General features: G+C 60.9%; 15 protein-coding genes. 9 read left to right on the top strand and 6 right to left on the bottom strand.

Annotated elements, in window-relative coordinates; translation table 11 throughout:
* Positions 1-2: 2 nt before the first annotated feature.
* From PSH94_RS08770 to PSH94_RS08760, 3 genes are all read right to left on the bottom strand, one after another.
* Entirely contained in the window at positions 3-893 is an 891-nt protein-coding gene (locus tag PSH94_RS08770; protein WP_181081593.1) for a pseudouridine synthase, read from the bottom strand.
* A 72-nt stretch (positions 894-965) separates the two neighbouring features.
* Positions 966-1,301, bottom strand: coding sequence for a hypothetical protein (locus tag PSH94_RS08765; protein ID WP_034096620.1), 336 nt, complete (start codon positions 1,299-1,301; stop codon positions 966-968).
* Positions 1,302-1,374: 73 nt separating this feature from the next.
* Complete coding sequence (locus PSH94_RS08760) at positions 1,375-1,611, bottom strand: glutaredoxin family protein (RefSeq protein ID WP_181081612.1); 237 nt, start codon at positions 1,609-1,611, stop codon at positions 1,375-1,377.
* Positions 1,612-1,830: 219 nt separating this feature from the next.
* Between PSH94_RS08760 and PSH94_RS08755 the strand changes: the two genes are divergently transcribed.
* A complete protein-coding gene (locus tag PSH94_RS08755; RefSeq protein ID WP_181081592.1) occupies positions 1,831-3,561 on the top strand; it encodes a monovalent cation:proton antiporter-2 (CPA2) family protein in 1,731 nt (576 codons plus the stop codon).
* Here PSH94_RS08755 and PSH94_RS08750 read toward each other — a convergent pair.
* On the bottom strand, positions 3,548-4,756 hold the full coding sequence (locus PSH94_RS08750; RefSeq protein ID WP_181081591.1) for an ammonium transporter: 1,209 nt from the start codon (positions 4,754-4,756) through the stop codon (positions 3,548-3,550). The genes PSH94_RS08755 and PSH94_RS08750 overlap by 14 nt on opposite strands.
* A 345-nt stretch (positions 4,757-5,101) precedes the next feature.
* Between PSH94_RS08750 and PSH94_RS08745 the strand changes: the two genes are divergently transcribed.
* The 8 genes from PSH94_RS08745 to PSH94_RS08710 all read left to right on the top strand — a co-directional run bounded on the left by PSH94_RS08745 (position 5,102) and on the right by PSH94_RS08710 (position 13,914).
* On the top strand, positions 5,102-5,416 hold the full coding sequence (locus PSH94_RS08745; protein WP_034096616.1) for a YqjD family protein: 315 nt from the start codon (positions 5,102-5,104) through the stop codon (positions 5,414-5,416).
* 3 nt (positions 5,417-5,419) lie between these two features.
* Positions 5,420-5,809, top strand: a complete 390-nt coding sequence (locus PSH94_RS08740) for a phage holin family protein (RefSeq protein WP_181081590.1) — start codon at positions 5,420-5,422, stop codon at positions 5,807-5,809.
* Positions 5,806-6,147: a hypothetical protein gene (locus PSH94_RS08735; protein WP_181081589.1), complete on the top strand. Its 342-nt coding sequence runs from the start codon at positions 5,806-5,808 to the stop codon at positions 6,145-6,147. Before PSH94_RS08740 ends, PSH94_RS08735 begins: the two co-directional genes overlap by 4 nt.
* A gap of 102 nt (positions 6,148-6,249) precedes the next feature.
* A complete protein-coding gene (locus tag PSH94_RS08730) occupies positions 6,250-7,413 on the top strand; it encodes an EAL domain-containing protein (RefSeq protein ID WP_181081588.1) in 1,164 nt (387 codons plus the stop codon).
* Between the two features lie 71 nt (positions 7,414-7,484).
* Positions 7,485-8,816 (top strand): deoxyguanosinetriphosphate triphosphohydrolase, encoded by a 1,332-nt coding sequence (locus PSH94_RS08725; protein ID WP_181081587.1) that lies wholly within the window; start codon positions 7,485-7,487, stop codon positions 8,814-8,816.
* Between the two features lie 174 nt (positions 8,817-8,990).
* The gene (locus tag PSH94_RS08720) at positions 8,991-9,386 is read left to right on the top strand and encodes a response regulator (RefSeq protein ID WP_285428971.1); all 396 of its coding nucleotides are present in this window, start codon (positions 8,991-8,993) and stop codon (positions 9,384-9,386) included.
* Between the two features lie 257 nt (positions 9,387-9,643).
* Complete coding sequence (locus tag PSH94_RS08715) at positions 9,644-10,270, top strand: response regulator transcription factor (protein ID WP_181081585.1); 627 nt, start codon at positions 9,644-9,646, stop codon at positions 10,268-10,270.
* 8 nt (positions 10,271-10,278) lie between these two features.
* Positions 10,279-13,914, top strand: a complete 3,636-nt coding sequence (locus tag PSH94_RS08710) for a transporter substrate-binding domain-containing protein (protein ID WP_305437139.1) — start codon at positions 10,279-10,281, stop codon at positions 13,912-13,914.
* A 21-nt stretch (positions 13,915-13,935) separates the two neighbouring features.
* Here the strand turns inward: PSH94_RS08710 and PSH94_RS08705 are convergent, their stop codons facing one another.
* Positions 13,936-14,418 (bottom strand): GAF domain-containing protein, encoded by a 483-nt coding sequence (locus tag PSH94_RS08705; RefSeq protein WP_305437137.1) that lies wholly within the window; start codon positions 14,416-14,418, stop codon positions 13,936-13,938.
* Positions 14,415-15,305 (bottom strand): ATP-binding protein, encoded by an 891-nt coding sequence (locus tag PSH94_RS08700; protein WP_181081582.1) that lies wholly within the window; start codon positions 15,303-15,305, stop codon positions 14,415-14,417. Before PSH94_RS08700 ends, PSH94_RS08705 begins: the two co-directional genes overlap by 4 nt.
* Between the last annotated feature and the right edge of the window lie 63 nt (positions 15,306-15,368).

Genomic DNA, 15,368 nt, shown 5'->3' with positions numbered 1-15,368 from the left:
GTTTACCAATCGAGGGTGATGCGGCTGCGAAAGTCGCGCGTCTGGCCGGTGACCGGATCGGCAAACCGCACGCCCTGGGCCAGCAATTTGAGCGGGTTGGCGTAGTCGTCCACGGCGTCCTTGAGTACGTCGGGGTAGAACGGGTCATTGCAGATACTCGCCCCCAGCGCGGTCATGTGCACGCGCAACTGGTGCTTCTTGCCGGTGACCGGGAACAGGCCGTAACGCCATAGCTCGCCGTTTTTTTCACGAACCTCCACCGCGGTTTCGGTGTTGTTGACACCGGGACCTTCCTGCATGCGAAAGAACGGTTCACCGTCTACCAGACGACTTTTGTGCACCAAGGGAAAGGTGAGATCCGGCAGCGCGGGCGCGATGGCTTCGTAAAACTTATCGATCCTGCGCGTAGGAAACAGTTGCTGATACGCCGCGCGGCTGTGGGGGTTGGCCGAAAACAGCACCAGCCCCGCCGTGTGCCGGTCGATGCGGTGCAGGGGCACCAGCGACGGGTTATCCAGGCGACGAATCAGACGGCGCAGCAGCGTTTGTTCGACGTATTCACCGGCCGGAGTCACGGGCAGGAAATGCGGTTTGTCGGCCACCACCAAGTGTTCGTCGGCATACAGAATGGTTTCCTCCACAGGGATGACCTTTTCATTCGGCACCTCGCGGAAGTAGTAGATGCACAAGCCTTCCTTGTAGGGCAGGCCCTGGTCGATGGGGCTGCCATCGATGTCCAGCACGCGACCGCGAGCGATGCGGTCCAGCCAGTGGTCGCGGCTGATCGCGGGGAAGTGCGCGCACAGGCAGTCAAGCACCGTGGCCCAAGGGCCGGGTGGCAGATACAAGGTGCTGGCCTGGTGCTGGGACGCGGAAAAACCGGAAGTGGACATGACGACGCTCGAAGCCTGGGAAAACCGGCGGGCATTATCCCGCATGGAGCGGGATCGAGCCTAGGGCGGATCTCAGGCCTTGGCCAATTCGGCGCGCAGGATCGGCGAGGCGCTGGCGGCCTCGGTGAATTCCTTGAGCCAACGCAGGACGTCCACCGCCTCCCAGCGCCCCGGATCGTAGAGTGCGTAGAGCAGGCCCTGATAACCCACCACATCCAATTGCTTGTGATAGCCGGCGCGCTGGAACAACGCTTCGATTTCGGCAAAGCAGGTATTGAAATGCACTTTGTTGAACGGCGTCTTGCCTTCCGTGACCAGGCCGTCCAGGCGCAGCTCGTTCACCGCATCACGCACGATGTCGGCGGACATGCGATTGACGCTGCTTTTCAGTTGTTCAACATTCACCACGGGCGTTCCCTCTATTCAATCGCTGTACAAACATACAGTAACTTAATATTTGGAAACTCGCCATCGCCTGACGTCAGAGAAGGAAGGCGACCACCTGTTCGGTGTCGAAGGGCCAGTCCAGCTCCGCCCCCGTATCCACCCGTCGAAGCACCGGAATCCGCAGGCCGTAGACCTCGGTGAGGTCATCGGGATCGGTGATATCCACCAATTCAACCTGCAACCCATGTTCGACGAGCGGCATGATTTCGGCTTCGGCAATCTCACACAGGTGGCAACCCAGGGTGCCGAACAGCTGGCATTCAGGACGCATGACGGAAGGCCTGATCAGAATAAGGTGGGTCATTCTAAGCCCGCCTGCCGACGGTGGCGAGTTGCGCATTGTTGGCGGTGAGCGAGCGTTTGTGATGAGCCCGCTCACCAAAAAAAAACGCTGCACATCATTAAAAAGCTGACCCACGTCACCATGGCCTATAACTGATTCAGCCATTCTCGCGGCTTTTTGTCCGCTTACCCTGCAACGGAGAGGTTTGTGTTCGCCAACCTGCTGATCATTCTGGCGTCATCCCTGGTGGTGATTGCCCTGTTTCGCCGGCTGCAGCTGCCGCCCGTGCTGGGCTATCTGTGCGTGGGCCTGGCCGTGGGGCCCACCGCGCTCGATTGGGTCAACGACAGCGAAGAGCTGCCGGACCTCGCTGAGCTGGGCGTGGTGTTTCTGCTGTTTTCCCTGGGCCTGGAATTTTCCCTGACCAAAATGCTTGCCCTTCGCCATGTAGTGTTCGGCCTGGGCAGCCTGCAGGTACTGGGTTGCGGCGTGCTGCTGGGGGCGACCTTGATGGCGCTGGGGGTAGCGCCGGGCATTGCGCTGTTGCTCGGCGCGGGGCTGGCGCTGTCGTCCACGGCCATTGTCAGTAAGGAGCTGAGCAGCCTTGGCGAAATTTTCAGCAGTCATGGCCAGAATGCAATTGGTGTGCTGCTGTTTCAGGACGTGGTCGCGGTACTGCTGCTGACCCTGGTGCCGGTGTTCGCCGGCAGCAGTGACCAGGCCTGGTACGTGGCGTTGCCGTTGACCCTGGGCAAGACCGTGGTGTTGTTCTTCGGCCTGCTGCTCGCCAGCCGTTGGCTGCTGCCGCGTCTGTTCCATGAAGTGGCCGCGTCGCACTCGGCGGAGCTGTTCGTATTGCTGGCCTTGGTTATCGTGCTGCTGACCGCCTGGCTGACTCACCTGCTCGGCCTCTCCCCTGCCCTCGGTGCGTTCCTGGCCGGGATGCTGTTGGGCGAAAGCCATTACCGCCATCAGATCGAAGCGGATATTCGGCCGTTTCGCGACATCCTGCTGGGCTTGTTTTTTGTCAGCATCGGCATGCTCATCGACCTGCAGCTGTTCGTCAGCCACAGCCTGCTGATCCTCGGCATGACCCTTACGCTGATGCTGATCAAGGGCTGTGTGGTGGCCGTGCTGGTCAAACTGCGCGGCAGCGATGTGGAAACCGCCTGGCGCAGCGGCCTGGCCCTGGCCCAGGGCGGTGAATTCTGCTTCGCCCTGATGGCGCAGATGCAACAGAGCCAATTGATCCCGCAGCAATTCAACGGCCTGCTGCTCGCCGCGACATTCTGCTCGATGCTCCTGACCCCTTTGCTGCTGCGCGCCGCCCCGGCGATAGCCCTGCGCCTGCACCGCAAACCCAATCAACAGGTGCAACTGGAGACCATCACCGCGCTCAATGCGCAGTTGCGCAACCATGCCGTGATCTGCGGTTACGGCCGTGTCGGCCAATCCATCGGGCGCTTTCTGCGGCGCGAGCAACAGGCATTCATCGCGCTGGATGACGACCCGGAACGGGTGCAGGAAGTGGCGACCGAAGACAGCAGCGTGCACTACGGCGACTGCCGGCGCGGTGCCCTGCTCAGCGCCGTGGGCGTGGAGCGCGCGCGATTGGTGGTGATAGCCGTGGATAACAGTGATGTCGCGCTGGTAGTACTCAAAGAGGCGCGCCGCATCAACGCCCAGGTGCCGATCCTGGTGCGCACCCGCGACGATAGCCAGTGGGCCGAACTGAAGGCCGCGGGCGCCACTGAAGTGGTGCCCGAGCTATTGGAGTCGAGCCTGATGCTGGCCGCCCACGCCTTGCTCCTGCTGGGCCTGCCGGACCAACAAGTGCAGGCGCGGGTCGACGAAGTCCGACAGAACCGCTATCGCCTGCTGCACGGTTTTCACGCGCCGCCCAGCGACAACGATGAGGCGCCGATCAATCCTGACTGACCGCGCCGATCTTGTGGATCGACAAGTCCGCGCCGTAGTACTCCTGCTCCTGGCTCAGCCGCAACCCGTGCACGCGCTTGATCGTGCCATACACCACCAGCCCTCCGCCGAACGCCACGGCCACACCGAGGGCGGTGCCGATCAACTGGCTGATCAGGCTCACGCCGCCCAATCCGCCAAGAACCGTCTGACCAAAGAGCCCGCAGGCAATGCCGCCCCACACGCCGCAAAGGCCGTGCAGCGGCCACACACCCAGCACATCGTCGATCTTCCAGCGATCCTGGGCGGCGATAAAGCACCACACGAACAAACCACCGGCCACCACGCCGGTGACCAATGCGCCTACCGGGTGCATCAGGTCGGAACCGGCGCAGATCGCCACCAAACCGGCCAGTGGCCCGTTATGCAGAAAACCGGGGTCGTTGCGACCGATCACCAGCGCGGCGACGGTGCCGCCCACCATAGCCATCAGCGAGTTGACCGCCACCAGGCCGCTGACGCCGTCCAGGGTCTGGGCGCTCATCACGTTGAAGCCGAACCAGCCGACGATCAGGATCCACGAACCCAATGCCAGGAACGGAATGCTCGACGGCGCGAACGCCACCAGCCGCCCCTCGCGGTAGCGACCGTTGCGCGGCCCCAGCAGCAACACCGCCGCAAGCGCCAGCCAGCCGCCCGTGGCGTGCACCACCACCGAGCCGGCGAAGTCGTGGAAACTGGCACCGAAAGAGGCCAGCAACCAGGCCTGCAGGCCGAAATTGCCGTTCCAGACAAGCCCCTCGAAAAACGGATAGATAAAAGCCACGATCAACGCGGTGGCGCACAACTGCGGCGCGAACCTGGCCCGCTCGGCAATGCCCCCGGAGATGATCGCCGGAATCGCCGCGGCAAACGTCAGCAGAAAAAAGAACTTCACCAGGCCGTAGCCATGATCGGCACTGATCACCGCCGCCGGTTGCAGGAAGCTCACACCGTAGGAGATCCAATAGCCTATAAAGAAATACGCCAGGGTCGAGATGGCGAAATCGCTGAGGATTTTCGACAGCGCGTTGACCTGGTTTTTCTGCCGCACCGTACCGACTTCCAGGAATGCGAAGCCGGCGTGCATGGCCAGGACCATGACCGCGCCGATCAGGATAAACAGGGTGTTGGAGCTATGGACCAGGGTGTCCACCGCACGTTGCAGATTGTCCATGGAAATTGGCAGGCCTGTAGTCAGGGCAAAAAGCACCAAAGCGGTTCAAGCCAGAGGTTCGCGCACTAAATTGGCACCACCGGCACCACCCCTCTGAAGGGAGCGTGAACCGCTTTAGCGCAACGAACAGCACAGCAGGCCATTGCCGACAGGGTTTTTCCGCGAGTTAGAGTGTTTTAGGGTAAGGTTTTTCGAGGTTTGCGCCTCGCCCGCCCGTCTTCAGCGCAGGCCCGGAGCCTGCGCACCAAGGCAAAGCAAAAGCTGTACCAGACAATTGCACTGAACCTTCACCGACGCCGGTGACTCGAAACCACACGCACCGCTCAGCCAATCACGGAGATACCCATGGCCAGAACCACTGCAAAGACTGCTCAAGAAATACTGATGGCGGATTTTCAAACCCTGGTCAGCGACACCGAGAAGTTGCTGGACGACACCGCAATCCTCGCCGGCGACCAGGCCGATGAACTGCGCAGCAAGATTCATGAGAGCCTGCTCAAGGCCCGCGAAACCCTGCAACTGACCGAAGACTCCCTACGCGAGCGCGGCCAGGCGGCGGTGACGGCGACTGAAGATTACGTACAGGCCAACCCCTGGCAGTCGATCGGCATCGCTGCAGGTGTAGGCTTTCTGATCGGCCTGCTGGCTACAAGGCGCTAAATTATGTCTATCGGCGAAAACGGCTCGTCTACGGGCGCAAGTTCTACCTCACGACGCCTGGGCGCGGCCGTTCTGGGCTTGCTGCACAGCCACGTCGAACTGTTCGGCATCGAGTTGCAGGAGCAGAAAGCCCGCACCGTCAGCCTGCTGTTGTTTGCGGGCCTGGCCCTGGTGTTTGCGCTGTTGCTGCTGGTGGGGTTGTCGACCCTGGTGATGATTCTGGTGTGGGACACCGGCTATCGTCTGACCGGTATCATCTGCCTCTGCGTGTTCTACAGCCTGGCCGCAGCCTTCTGTGGCGTGCGCCTGAAAGCGGCGGTGTTCGATGAGTCCACGCCGTTCCATGCCACCCTCGAAGAGTTGGCCAATGACCGGGAGCGCCTGCTGCCATGAGCCTGACTGAAGTTCCGCAATCCACCACACGGCGGGAAATGCGCAAGGCGTTGATTCGCCTGCGCATGGAGATGCACCGCCAGGAAATCCGCCACGAGTCCCATCAACTCCTGGCGCCGCTGCACAAGATGCGCGACATGCGGCATAACTGGCAGGACAACCTGGGCATCAAGCACGCGCCGCTGTGGGGCATGGCGGCGGTGACGCTGATGGGTTTCTTCACCGGCAAGGGCGCCAAGGGCGGCAGTATCAGCAGCGTGACACGCCTGGTGCGATTGGGGGCCGGGTTAATCCCTCTGATCAAATTGGCCATGCAGGGCCGCTCGCGCAAACCCTGAGCCGCACCCGCCCGTGCTGGCTGCATTCTTGCTAACAGAATCGGCCCGGCCCTCGTTTTAGAGGGCCGGGCCTTTTTTCGCCGACGCTTCTAAGGAGGCCCCGTGATCGACGGGCAACCGCTCGCCTGTTTCCAGCCTTTCATCGACACCGCCACCGGCCGCATCGCCGGCGTGGAAGCCCTCGGCCGCCTGCGCCTGGCGGATGGTCGCCTGCAGTCGGTGGGCCCGCTGTTCGCCGATCCGCGCACGCCGGGTGTGGCCTTGCGGCGCCTTGACCGACAACTGCGCGACAACGCCCTGAGCCGCCTGCATGAAGCGCCTGAGGACTGGTTCCTGAGCCTGAATATCTCGCCGCGCTGGATCAATCGCCTGCGTGCCGGCCAGCCGCTGCCGAGCTTGAAACAGATCCACAGCCACGGCGTCGACCCACAACGCATCGTGTTCGAGATCACCGAACTGGGTGGCGACATTCAGCGCCTGACGGAGGTGGTGGCGCGTTATCGCGAGGCGGGCGCGCGCATTGCCATCGATGACTTCGGCGCCGGCTATTCCCAGCTCGACCGGGTACTGGCGTTGCAGCCGGACATTCTCAAGCTGGACATGCGCCTGTTCCAGGAAGCCGCACGCGGCGGACCGAGCAGCGAGGTGGTACGGGCACTGGCGCAAATGGCGGAAAAGACCGGTTGCTGGATCATCGCCGAAGGTGTGGAGACCGAAGCGCAGTTGAGCTTTGCCCTGGAGTGCGGTGCCCGTTACGTACAGGGTTACCTGTTCGCCCAGGCGCAGCTGGACTGGTTTGCCGCCGACGCTTTCGTGCCACGTTTTGCGCAACTGCGCGGCGCCTACGTCAAGCAGAAACTGGCGGAGCGCGCGCGCATCATGCAGTTGCGCCAGCAAATGGCCGAGTTGATGAATATTCTGCAGCACTGGGCCCTGGCCGAGGCGCCGCTGAGTCAATTACCGCAATTGCCGGCGTTCCCGTGGTTGCTGCGCTTTTATCAGTGCGATCCTCATGGCACCCAGCTGACGCCCAACTTCGAGTGGCGCCAGGACGCCTGGCAGGCCGACAGCCGCTACCTGGGCCACAACTGGTCGTGGCGCCCGTACTTTTACCATTTGCTCGCAGAGGGCTGGGAGGAGCGCCGCTTGACGCTGTCTTCGACCTACCGCGATGCCACGACCAACCAGTACTGCCTCACCGCCGGACAATTCTTCGATAACGGTCAGCGCTTGCTGTTAATCGATATCGACGCCGCCGGCCTGTAGATTTTCGCTTGCCCCGCCACAGAGGAACCGGGAAGCTGGGAGGGTCATTCACCGCACGGAGAGTACCCGCCTTGGATTGGCCTACCCTGCTGACCCGCGAACGTCTTGGAAAACCACTGCACAGCCCGGAAGAGTTGGGCCGCAGCCCGTTTCACAAAGACCACGACCGCATTATTTTCTCCGGCGCGTTTCGCCGCCTGGGCCGCAAGACCCAAGTACACCCCGTATCGAGCAACGATCACATCCACACCCGGCTGACGCACTCACTGGAAGTCAGCTGCGTCGGCCGCTCCCTGGGCATGCGCGTCGGCGAAACCTTGCGCAGCGCCCTGCCCGACTGGTGCGACCCCAGCGATCTGGGCATGGTGGTGCAGTCGGCCTGCCTGGCCCATGACATCGGCAACCCGCCGTTCGGGCATTCCGGCGAAGATGCGATTCGCCACTGGTTCCAGCAGGCCGCCGGACGCGGCTGGCTGGATGACATGAGCAGCGCCGAGCGCAATGACTTCCTCAATTTCGAAGGCAACGCCCAAGGCTTTCGCGTGCTCACTCAATTGGAATATCACCAGTTCGACGGCGGCACGCGCCTGACATATGCCACCTTGGGCACTTACCTCAAATACCCCTGGACCGCCCGCCACGCCGATTCCCTGGGCTACAAGAAACACAAGTTCGGCTGCTACCAGAGCGAACTGCCGATTCTGGAGCAAATCGCCCACAAACTTGGCCTGCCGCAATTGGAAGAGCAACGGTGGGCGCGTCACCCGCTGGTCTATCTGATGGAGGCTGCGGACGACATCTGCTACGCCTTGATCGACCTTGAAGACGGCCTGGAAATGGACTTGCTGGAGTACGCCGAAGTCGAGTCGCTGCTGCTCGATCTGGTGGGCGACGACCTGCCTCAGACTTATCGTCAATTGGGGCCGCTGGACTCTCGCCGGCGCAAACTGGCGATCCTGCGCGGCAAGGCCATCGAGCACCTGACCAACGCCGCGGCGCGAGCATTTGTCGAACAGCAGGATGCGTTGCTGGCCGGCACCCTGCCCGGCGATCTGGTCGAACATATGCACGGTCCGGCCAAGCGCTGCGTGCTGGATGCCAAAGACATGGCGCGCAAGAAGATCTTCCAGGACAAGCGCAAGACATTGCACGAGATCGGCGCTTACACCACTCTGGAAATTCTCCTGAATGCGTTCTGCGGGGCGGCACTCGAGCAACATGGCGGGCGCACGCCGTCGTTCAAGAACCGGCGCATTCTCGACCTGCTGGGCAATAACGCCCCGAATCCGGCGTGGTCGCTGCACACTTCGTTCCTGCGCATGATCGACTTTATCGCCGGCATGACCGACAGCTATGCCACCGAGATGGCGCGAGAAATGACCGGGCGTTCGAGCCCTCAATAATCATGCCCCACCAAGCCGCCTGCTCCCCGACCAGAATCTGCCTACGACGGGAACAGAGCGGCCTGATCGAATTCGCACAGCCCCTCGAAGAATAATCGCTCACGCTTCGGGCATATTGTTTACCAACTGTTCCTACATGCCCCCCTTCGACGCTCGACTCATCGTGTACTTTTTATGCCCAGTCACTCTCTTAGCATCCTGTTGGTGGAGGACCATCCCTTTCAATTGATCGCCGCCCAGTGTTTGCTGCGCAGTTTCGGCTTCGAACGGCTGACCCCGGCCGAAAACGCCGCCCAGGCGATCCATTTGATGACCCTGGCCGAAAAGCCCTTCGATATTTTGCTGTGCGACCAATGCCTGCCTGACCTGCCGGGCCTCGAGCTGATTGAAATCGCCAGCCAGCAGCGCCTGATCAGCGCCGCGATCCTGCTCAGCGGACTGCCCGCAACAGAACTGGCAACGTTGTACGACCAGGCTCGACAGCGCGGCCTGCCGTTACTGGGTTACTTGCCAAAACCGTTGAACAAGGACGAACTTACACATTTAATCAAGGCCCTGCCAAAGTTATAAATGTAGGACTAAAAACATATAAACCCGTGGAAAATTTTCCGCAGCGCAGCCTTGAAACACCTGGCGCCAAGATTTCGCCTGGCGATCTACGAAATCCGCTTATCTCCCTTCACCAAGCCTGAGCAACCGGTAGGCCTTTACCTTTTTTAATGTAGGAATTTTCCTGTTTTATATCTAGCCACCCCAGGCTTCATGCTCCTCGCTCCGCTTCTGAGCTAATGTGCCCGCTTTATTTGCACCTGCATGGAAATGTAATCATGAACACAGTTTTTATTATTGATGACCATCCGGTTATAAGGCTTGCCATCCGAATGTTGTTGGAACATGAGGGCTACAAAGTAGTGGGCGAAACGGACAACGGATGCGATGCCATACAAATGGTCCGCGAATGCTTGCCGGACCTTATCATCCTGGATATCAGCATTCCGAAGCTCGATGGCCTTGAAGTGCTGTGCCGTTTCAACGCCATGAATACCTCGATGAAGACCCTGGTACTCACGGCCCAGTCGCCCACGCTGTTCGCTACCCGCTGCATGCGCTCCGGCGCCGATGGGTATGTCTGCAAGGAAGGCGACCTGAGCGAATTGCTCAGTGCCATCCGCGCCGTATTGTCGGGCTACAACTACTTCCCCAGTCAGGCCTTGAACGGCAATGGCGCGGATGCCGAAGTATCCAAGGAACTTGAACTGTTCAAAGCGGTAAATGATCGGGAGCTGATGGTATTGCAACTTTTTGCACAAGGCCGCACCAACAAGGAAATTGCCAAAGGCATGTTTCTCAGCAATAAAACAGTAAGCACTTATAAGAAAAGGCTGATGCAGAAACTTCAAGCCAAGTCCTTGGTAGAACTTATCGAGATGGCAAAACGAAACGCGTTAGTGTGAGAAGACGGATGCCCAGGCGTATAAAGGACTATCTGATTATATTGAGTGCCGGTCTGTGCTTCAGCATTGCCGTGCCTGCTGCCCCTCCAACCGGCCCGGAATACTTCAACTTACTGAGTCGTGCAGGCTCGGTACAACTGGAAACCCACCTGGACAAAGCCCAGCGCCAGTGGCTGCAGAACAAACGCGAACTGGTGCTGGGCACATCGGCCCCTGACTACCCGCCCTTTGATCTCACCTCCAGCGGACGCGACTATGAAGGCCTCACCGCCGATTACGCCGGGCTGCTGGCCAAGGCACTGCGCCTGCCGATCAAAGTGGTGCGCTACCCCACTCGAGAGGCGGCCATCCGCGCCCTTGAAACCGGCGACGTCGACCTCCTGGGCTCTTCCAACGGTTTCGAAGCTGCAAATCCCAATCTCAGTCTGTCGGAACCCTACGCCGTGGATCAGCCCGTACTGGTGACCCGCGAGGGCGAAACCCGCAGCCTCAGCGACGGCCTGGCGGGAATGCGCCTGGCCCTGGTGTATCACTACCTCCCCCTGGGCGAAGTCGAGAAGCTGTATCCCAACGCAATCATCCGCGCCTACCCGTCCTACCAGAACGCCTTGAATGCCGTGGCATTCGAACAGGCCGACGTGTTCCTCGGCGACACTATCTCCACCCATTACATGATCAACAAGGGCTACCTGAAAAACGTCCACATGGCCAATTTCGGCAAACACGAAGCCTACGGTTTCAGCTTTGCCATTGCCCAGCACCAGCACATTCTGCTGAGCATCGTCGACGCTGCGCTGATGGCGGTGCCCACCAGCGAACGAGAAACCATCGCCAAGCGCTGGAGCGCCGGCAGCGATATCCTGCTGACCGACAAGAAGTTGCAACTGACCTCGCGCGAAGAACGCTGGCTGCAGGAAAACCCGGTGGTCAAGGTGATCGTGAACGAAACCTTCGCGCCCCTGACATTCTTCGATGCCGAGGGTAATTTTCGCGGTATCACCGCCGACCTGCTGGAACTGATTCGACTGCGCACCGGGCTGCGCTTCGAGGTCCAGCGCGGGCGTGACGTGAACGAGATGATCGAGCAGGTCGAATCCGGTAACGCCGACATCATCGGCGCTATCGCCCCCAGCGCCGAACGCGAGGACCAACTGAACTTCAGCCGCCCCTATCTGGAAAACTCCTACGTTATGTTGACGCGCAAGGAGGAGGACGCCCCTATGGGACTGGAGGAAATGTCGGGCAAGCGGGTGGCGGTGACCCAAGGTAGCCCGCCGATAAAATTCCTGCGCGAGCACTTTCCGCAGATTCGATTGGTTGAAACCGGGGATACCTTCAAGGCCACTGAGTTGCTGGTTCAAGGACACGTCGATGGCGCCGTGAATACGCTGGTGGTCGCCAACTATTCCCTCTCCTCGTCCATGTTCCAGGACAAGGTTCAAACCAGCTTCAGCATAGGCACGACGCCCGCAGCGTTTGCCCTGGCGACCTCACGCGGCGCCACCGAACTCAGTTCGATTCTCGACAAGGCGCTGCTGAGCATCGCTCCTGATGAGCTGGGCGTGATCAACAGCCGCTGGCGAGGCTATACCGCCGCGTCCGACAGCTACTGGCGCAACTACCATGAACTGATCGCCCGCATCATTATCGGCACCGGCCTGCTGCTGTTGATTTCGCTGACCTGGAACGCCTACATGCGGCGCCAGATCAGGCATCGCAAAATGGCCGAGCGTGCGCTTAATGACCAGTTCGAATTCATGCGCGCGCTGGTTAACGAAACGCCGCATCCGATCTACGTACGTGACCGCAAGGGCTTGTTGCAGACATGCAACGACAGCTACCTGCAGGTATTCGACGTCAAGCGCGAGGACGTGATCGGCAAGAGCGCGGTGCAGATCAGTACCGCTCTTGCGCAGGAAGCGGCGCAATACCATGCCGACTACCAGCGCGTCGTGGCCGAAGGCAACCCGCTGATCCTGGATCGCACCCTGCACATCCGCGGTAAAAAACTCACGATTTATCACTGGATCCTGCCCTATCGCGACTCCGACGGCGAAGTCCAGGGCATCATCGGCGGCTGGATCGACATCAGCGAGCGACGCCAATTATTCGATGAGCTGCGCGCCGCCAAGGAGCGCGCCGATGAAGCCAACCGCGCCAAGAGCACATTCCTGGCCACCATGAGCCATGAAATCCGCACCCCGATGAACGCCGTGATCGGTATGCTCGAGCTCACACTCAAGCGCGCGGACCAGGGCCACCTGGATCGCCCGGCCATCGAAGTGGCCTACAACTCGGCCAAGGACCTGCTGGAACTGATCGGCGATATTCTCGACATTGCACGAATTGAATCCGGTCGCCTGAGCCTGGCCCCGGAGCGCGTGAACCTGCGGGACGTCATCGAGTCGGTGGTGCGCGTCTTCGATGGCCTGGCGCGTCAGAAAACCCTGAGTCTGCTGCTGGAATTCAAGCCTGACCTGGATAACACCGAAGTGCTGATCGACCCGCTGCGCTTCAAGCAGGTGCTGTCGAACCTGATCAGCAACGCAATCAAGTTCACCGAGCGTGGCCAGGTCAAGATCAAGGTGGAGGTACTGCCGACCGACCTGGCACAGCAGGTCGAGATGAAACTGGTGGTGGAAGACACCGGCATCGGAATCAGTCGCGAAGATCAGTTGCGCCTCTTCGAGCCCTTTGCCCAGGCGGACAACTCCGGGCAACTGGCCAGGAGCGGCGCAGGCCTGGGGCTGGTGATCTGCCGCAGCCTGTGCGCCATGATGGGTGGGCAACTGAGCCTGAGCAGTGTGCCCATGGTGGGCACCCAGGTGCATATAAACCTGAAGATGACGCGCCTGCAGCCGGAACTGGCGGTGGAAGAGCACAAGCCACAGAGGCCCTCGACCGCGCCGGTACTCAATGTGCTGGTAGTGGACGATCACCCGGCGAACCGCCTGTTGATGTGCCAGCAACTGGGCTACCTGGGGCATCAGTTCAGCGCTGCGCAGAACGGCGCAGCCGGCTTCCAGGCCTGGCGCCAGGAGCATTTCGACCTGGTGATCGCCGACTGCAACATGCCGATCATGAATGGTTATGAACTCAGTCGTTCCATCCGCGAATACGAGCAGCGCGAACAACTGCCTCCCTGCGTGGTACTGGGCTTTACCGCCAACGCCCAGCCCGAAGAGAAGCAACGCTGCACCCAGGCCGGCATGAACGACTGCCTGTTCAAGCCCATCAGCCTGACGGCGCTGGAACGGCAACTGGCGAAGATCCGCCCCCGTCATGCCGAGCAGCTCATCGACTTGGGCAATTTCGACGCCCTGACCGGCGGCGACCCGCTCCTGAGCCGCCGCCTGCTGGAAGAGCTGCTCAACAGCAGTCGTCAGGATCGCCAGGAACTGCTTGCCCTGACGAGCGCGCAGGCCCCCTACAAAGACATCATCGAACAGGCCCACAAAATCAAGGGCGCCGCGCGCATTGTCCAAGCCCGCGCCTTGGCGGCACAGTGCGAAGCCCTCGAACAGGCCTGCGGCCGGGGCGATGACCGGCCGTTGGTTGACGCGGGCGCAAAAGCCCTGGAAAAGCTGATGCTGGAGCTGGAAAGAATGCTGCAGGTGCAGCTCCACGAGTTGGATAACCCTTAACGGGCGGACGCTCCCAACGAATCAGCAGTCGGTCAAGCGCAGAAAGATCGCCGCCAGTTGCTCGATGCCCTGCTGGTCCTGCTCGGTAAAGCGGGCCAGCCTGGGGCTGTCGAGGTCGAGGACGCCGATCAACTGGCCGTTCTTGACCAGCGGCACCACCAGCTCGCTATTGGAAGCACTGTCACAGGCAATATGCCCAGGGAAGGCATGCACATCGTCGACGCGCTGGGTTTGCCGCGACGCGGCGGCCGCACCGCACACCCCCCGGCCAAACGGGATACGCACACAGGCGATCTGCCCCTGGAAGGGGCCCAGCACCAGTTCTTCATCACGGTTCAGGTAAAAGCCGGCCCAGTTCAAGTCGTCCAGTTGGTGAAACAGGAACGCAGAGAACTGAGCGCTGTTGGCGATGAAGTCGCGTTCATCGGCCAACAGCGACTCCAGCTGCGCGCAGAGCATGCCGTAGCCATCGAGGCCGGTTCCGGCATTTTGCAAATCGATCATGATTGACGCTCCAGCAATTTGAGGCCCACCCAATAACGGGCGAATTGATACGCGCAACGTCCGTTGCGGTTGCCGCGCCCGGTAGCCCAGCGCACGGCGAGAATATCGAGTGCTTCATCCCGCTGCCATTGCAACCCGGCCTTGCCCGCCAGCTCGCCGATCCAGTGTTCCACCACGTCCAGGAAGTGTTCCTGGGTGAACGGATAGAACGACAGCCACAAGCCAAACCGGTCGGACAAGGCAATCTTGTCTTCCACGGCTTCGCTGGGGTGCAGTTCGCCGTCGACCCGTGCCCAATTGTCGTTGTCGCTCTGGTTTTCCGGCACCAGGTGGCGGCGGTTGGAGGTGGCATACAGCAGCACATTTTCCGGCGCCTGTTCCAGGGAGCCATCCAGCACACTCTTGAGCACGCGGTAGTCGCTTTCACCGGCCTCGAACGACAGATCATCACAAAACAGGATAAAGCGCTGCGGCAGCTTGAGCAGTTGCTCGACCACGCGGGGCAGGTCGGCCAGGTGGTCACGTTCGATTTCGATCAGGCGCAAACCGGCCGCGGCATGCTGGGCCAGCAAGGCGCGCACCATGGACGACTTGCCGGTGCCGCGCGAACCCCACAACAGCGCATGGTTGGCGGGCAGGCCATCGAGAAACTGCTGAGTGTTGCGGGCCAGTTGCTCACGTTGCTTGTCGACGCCGATCAGGTCGGACAAACGCATGTCCAGGCTGACCTCCAGCGGCAACAGGAACCCCGCGCGGCCTTCGCGCTGCCAGCGCGCGGCCAGGCAGTGCGTCCAGTCGATAGGCTGGCGAGGCGCTGGCAACAGGGGTTCGAGGCGGGCAAGTACGGCGTCGGCCCGCTCAAGAAAGGCGTTCAATCGAGAATCCACGATTATTCCTCTGGCAAGTTTTTGCAAAAGATGGCGTATTGGCAACCCTGCGACGGTCCGCAA

The sequence above is a fragment of the Pseudomonas sp. FP2254 genome, from assembly GCF_030687695.1.
GTDB lineage: Bacteria > Pseudomonadota > Gammaproteobacteria > Pseudomonadales > Pseudomonadaceae > Aquipseudomonas > Aquipseudomonas quebecensis.
This window is presented reverse-complemented; position numbering and strand designations above follow the sequence as displayed.

Coding starts and splice junctions, on each gene's coding strand:
- PSH94_RS08735 (WP_181081589.1), top strand. CDS start 5,806: ATGAGCCTGACTGAAGTTCCGCAATCCACCACACGGCGGGAAATGCGC.
- PSH94_RS08740 (WP_181081590.1), top strand. CDS start 5,420: ATGTCTATCGGCGAAAACGGCTCGTCTACGGGCGCAAGTTCTACCTCA.
- PSH94_RS08720 (WP_285428971.1), top strand. CDS start 8,991: ATGCCCAGTCACTCTCTTAGCATCCTGTTGGTGGAGGACCATCCCTTT.
- PSH94_RS08710 (WP_305437139.1), top strand. CDS start 10,279: ATGCCCAGGCGTATAAAGGACTATCTGATTATATTGAGTGCCGGTCTG.
- PSH94_RS08705 (WP_305437137.1), bottom strand. CDS start 14,418: ATGATCGATTTGCAAAATGCCGGAACCGGCCTCGATGGCTACGGCATG.
- PSH94_RS08715 (WP_181081585.1), top strand. CDS start 9,644: ATGAACACAGTTTTTATTATTGATGACCATCCGGTTATAAGGCTTGCC.
- PSH94_RS08745 (WP_034096616.1), top strand. CDS start 5,102: ATGGCCAGAACCACTGCAAAGACTGCTCAAGAAATACTGATGGCGGAT.
- PSH94_RS08750 (WP_181081591.1), bottom strand. CDS start 4,756: ATGGACAATCTGCAACGTGCGGTGGACACCCTGGTCCATAGCTCCAAC.
- PSH94_RS08760 (WP_181081612.1), bottom strand. CDS start 1,611: ATGCGTCCTGAATGCCAGCTGTTCGGCACCCTGGGTTGCCACCTGTGT.
- PSH94_RS08770 (WP_181081593.1), bottom strand. CDS start 893: ATGTCCACTTCCGGTTTTTCCGCGTCCCAGCACCAGGCCAGCACCTTG.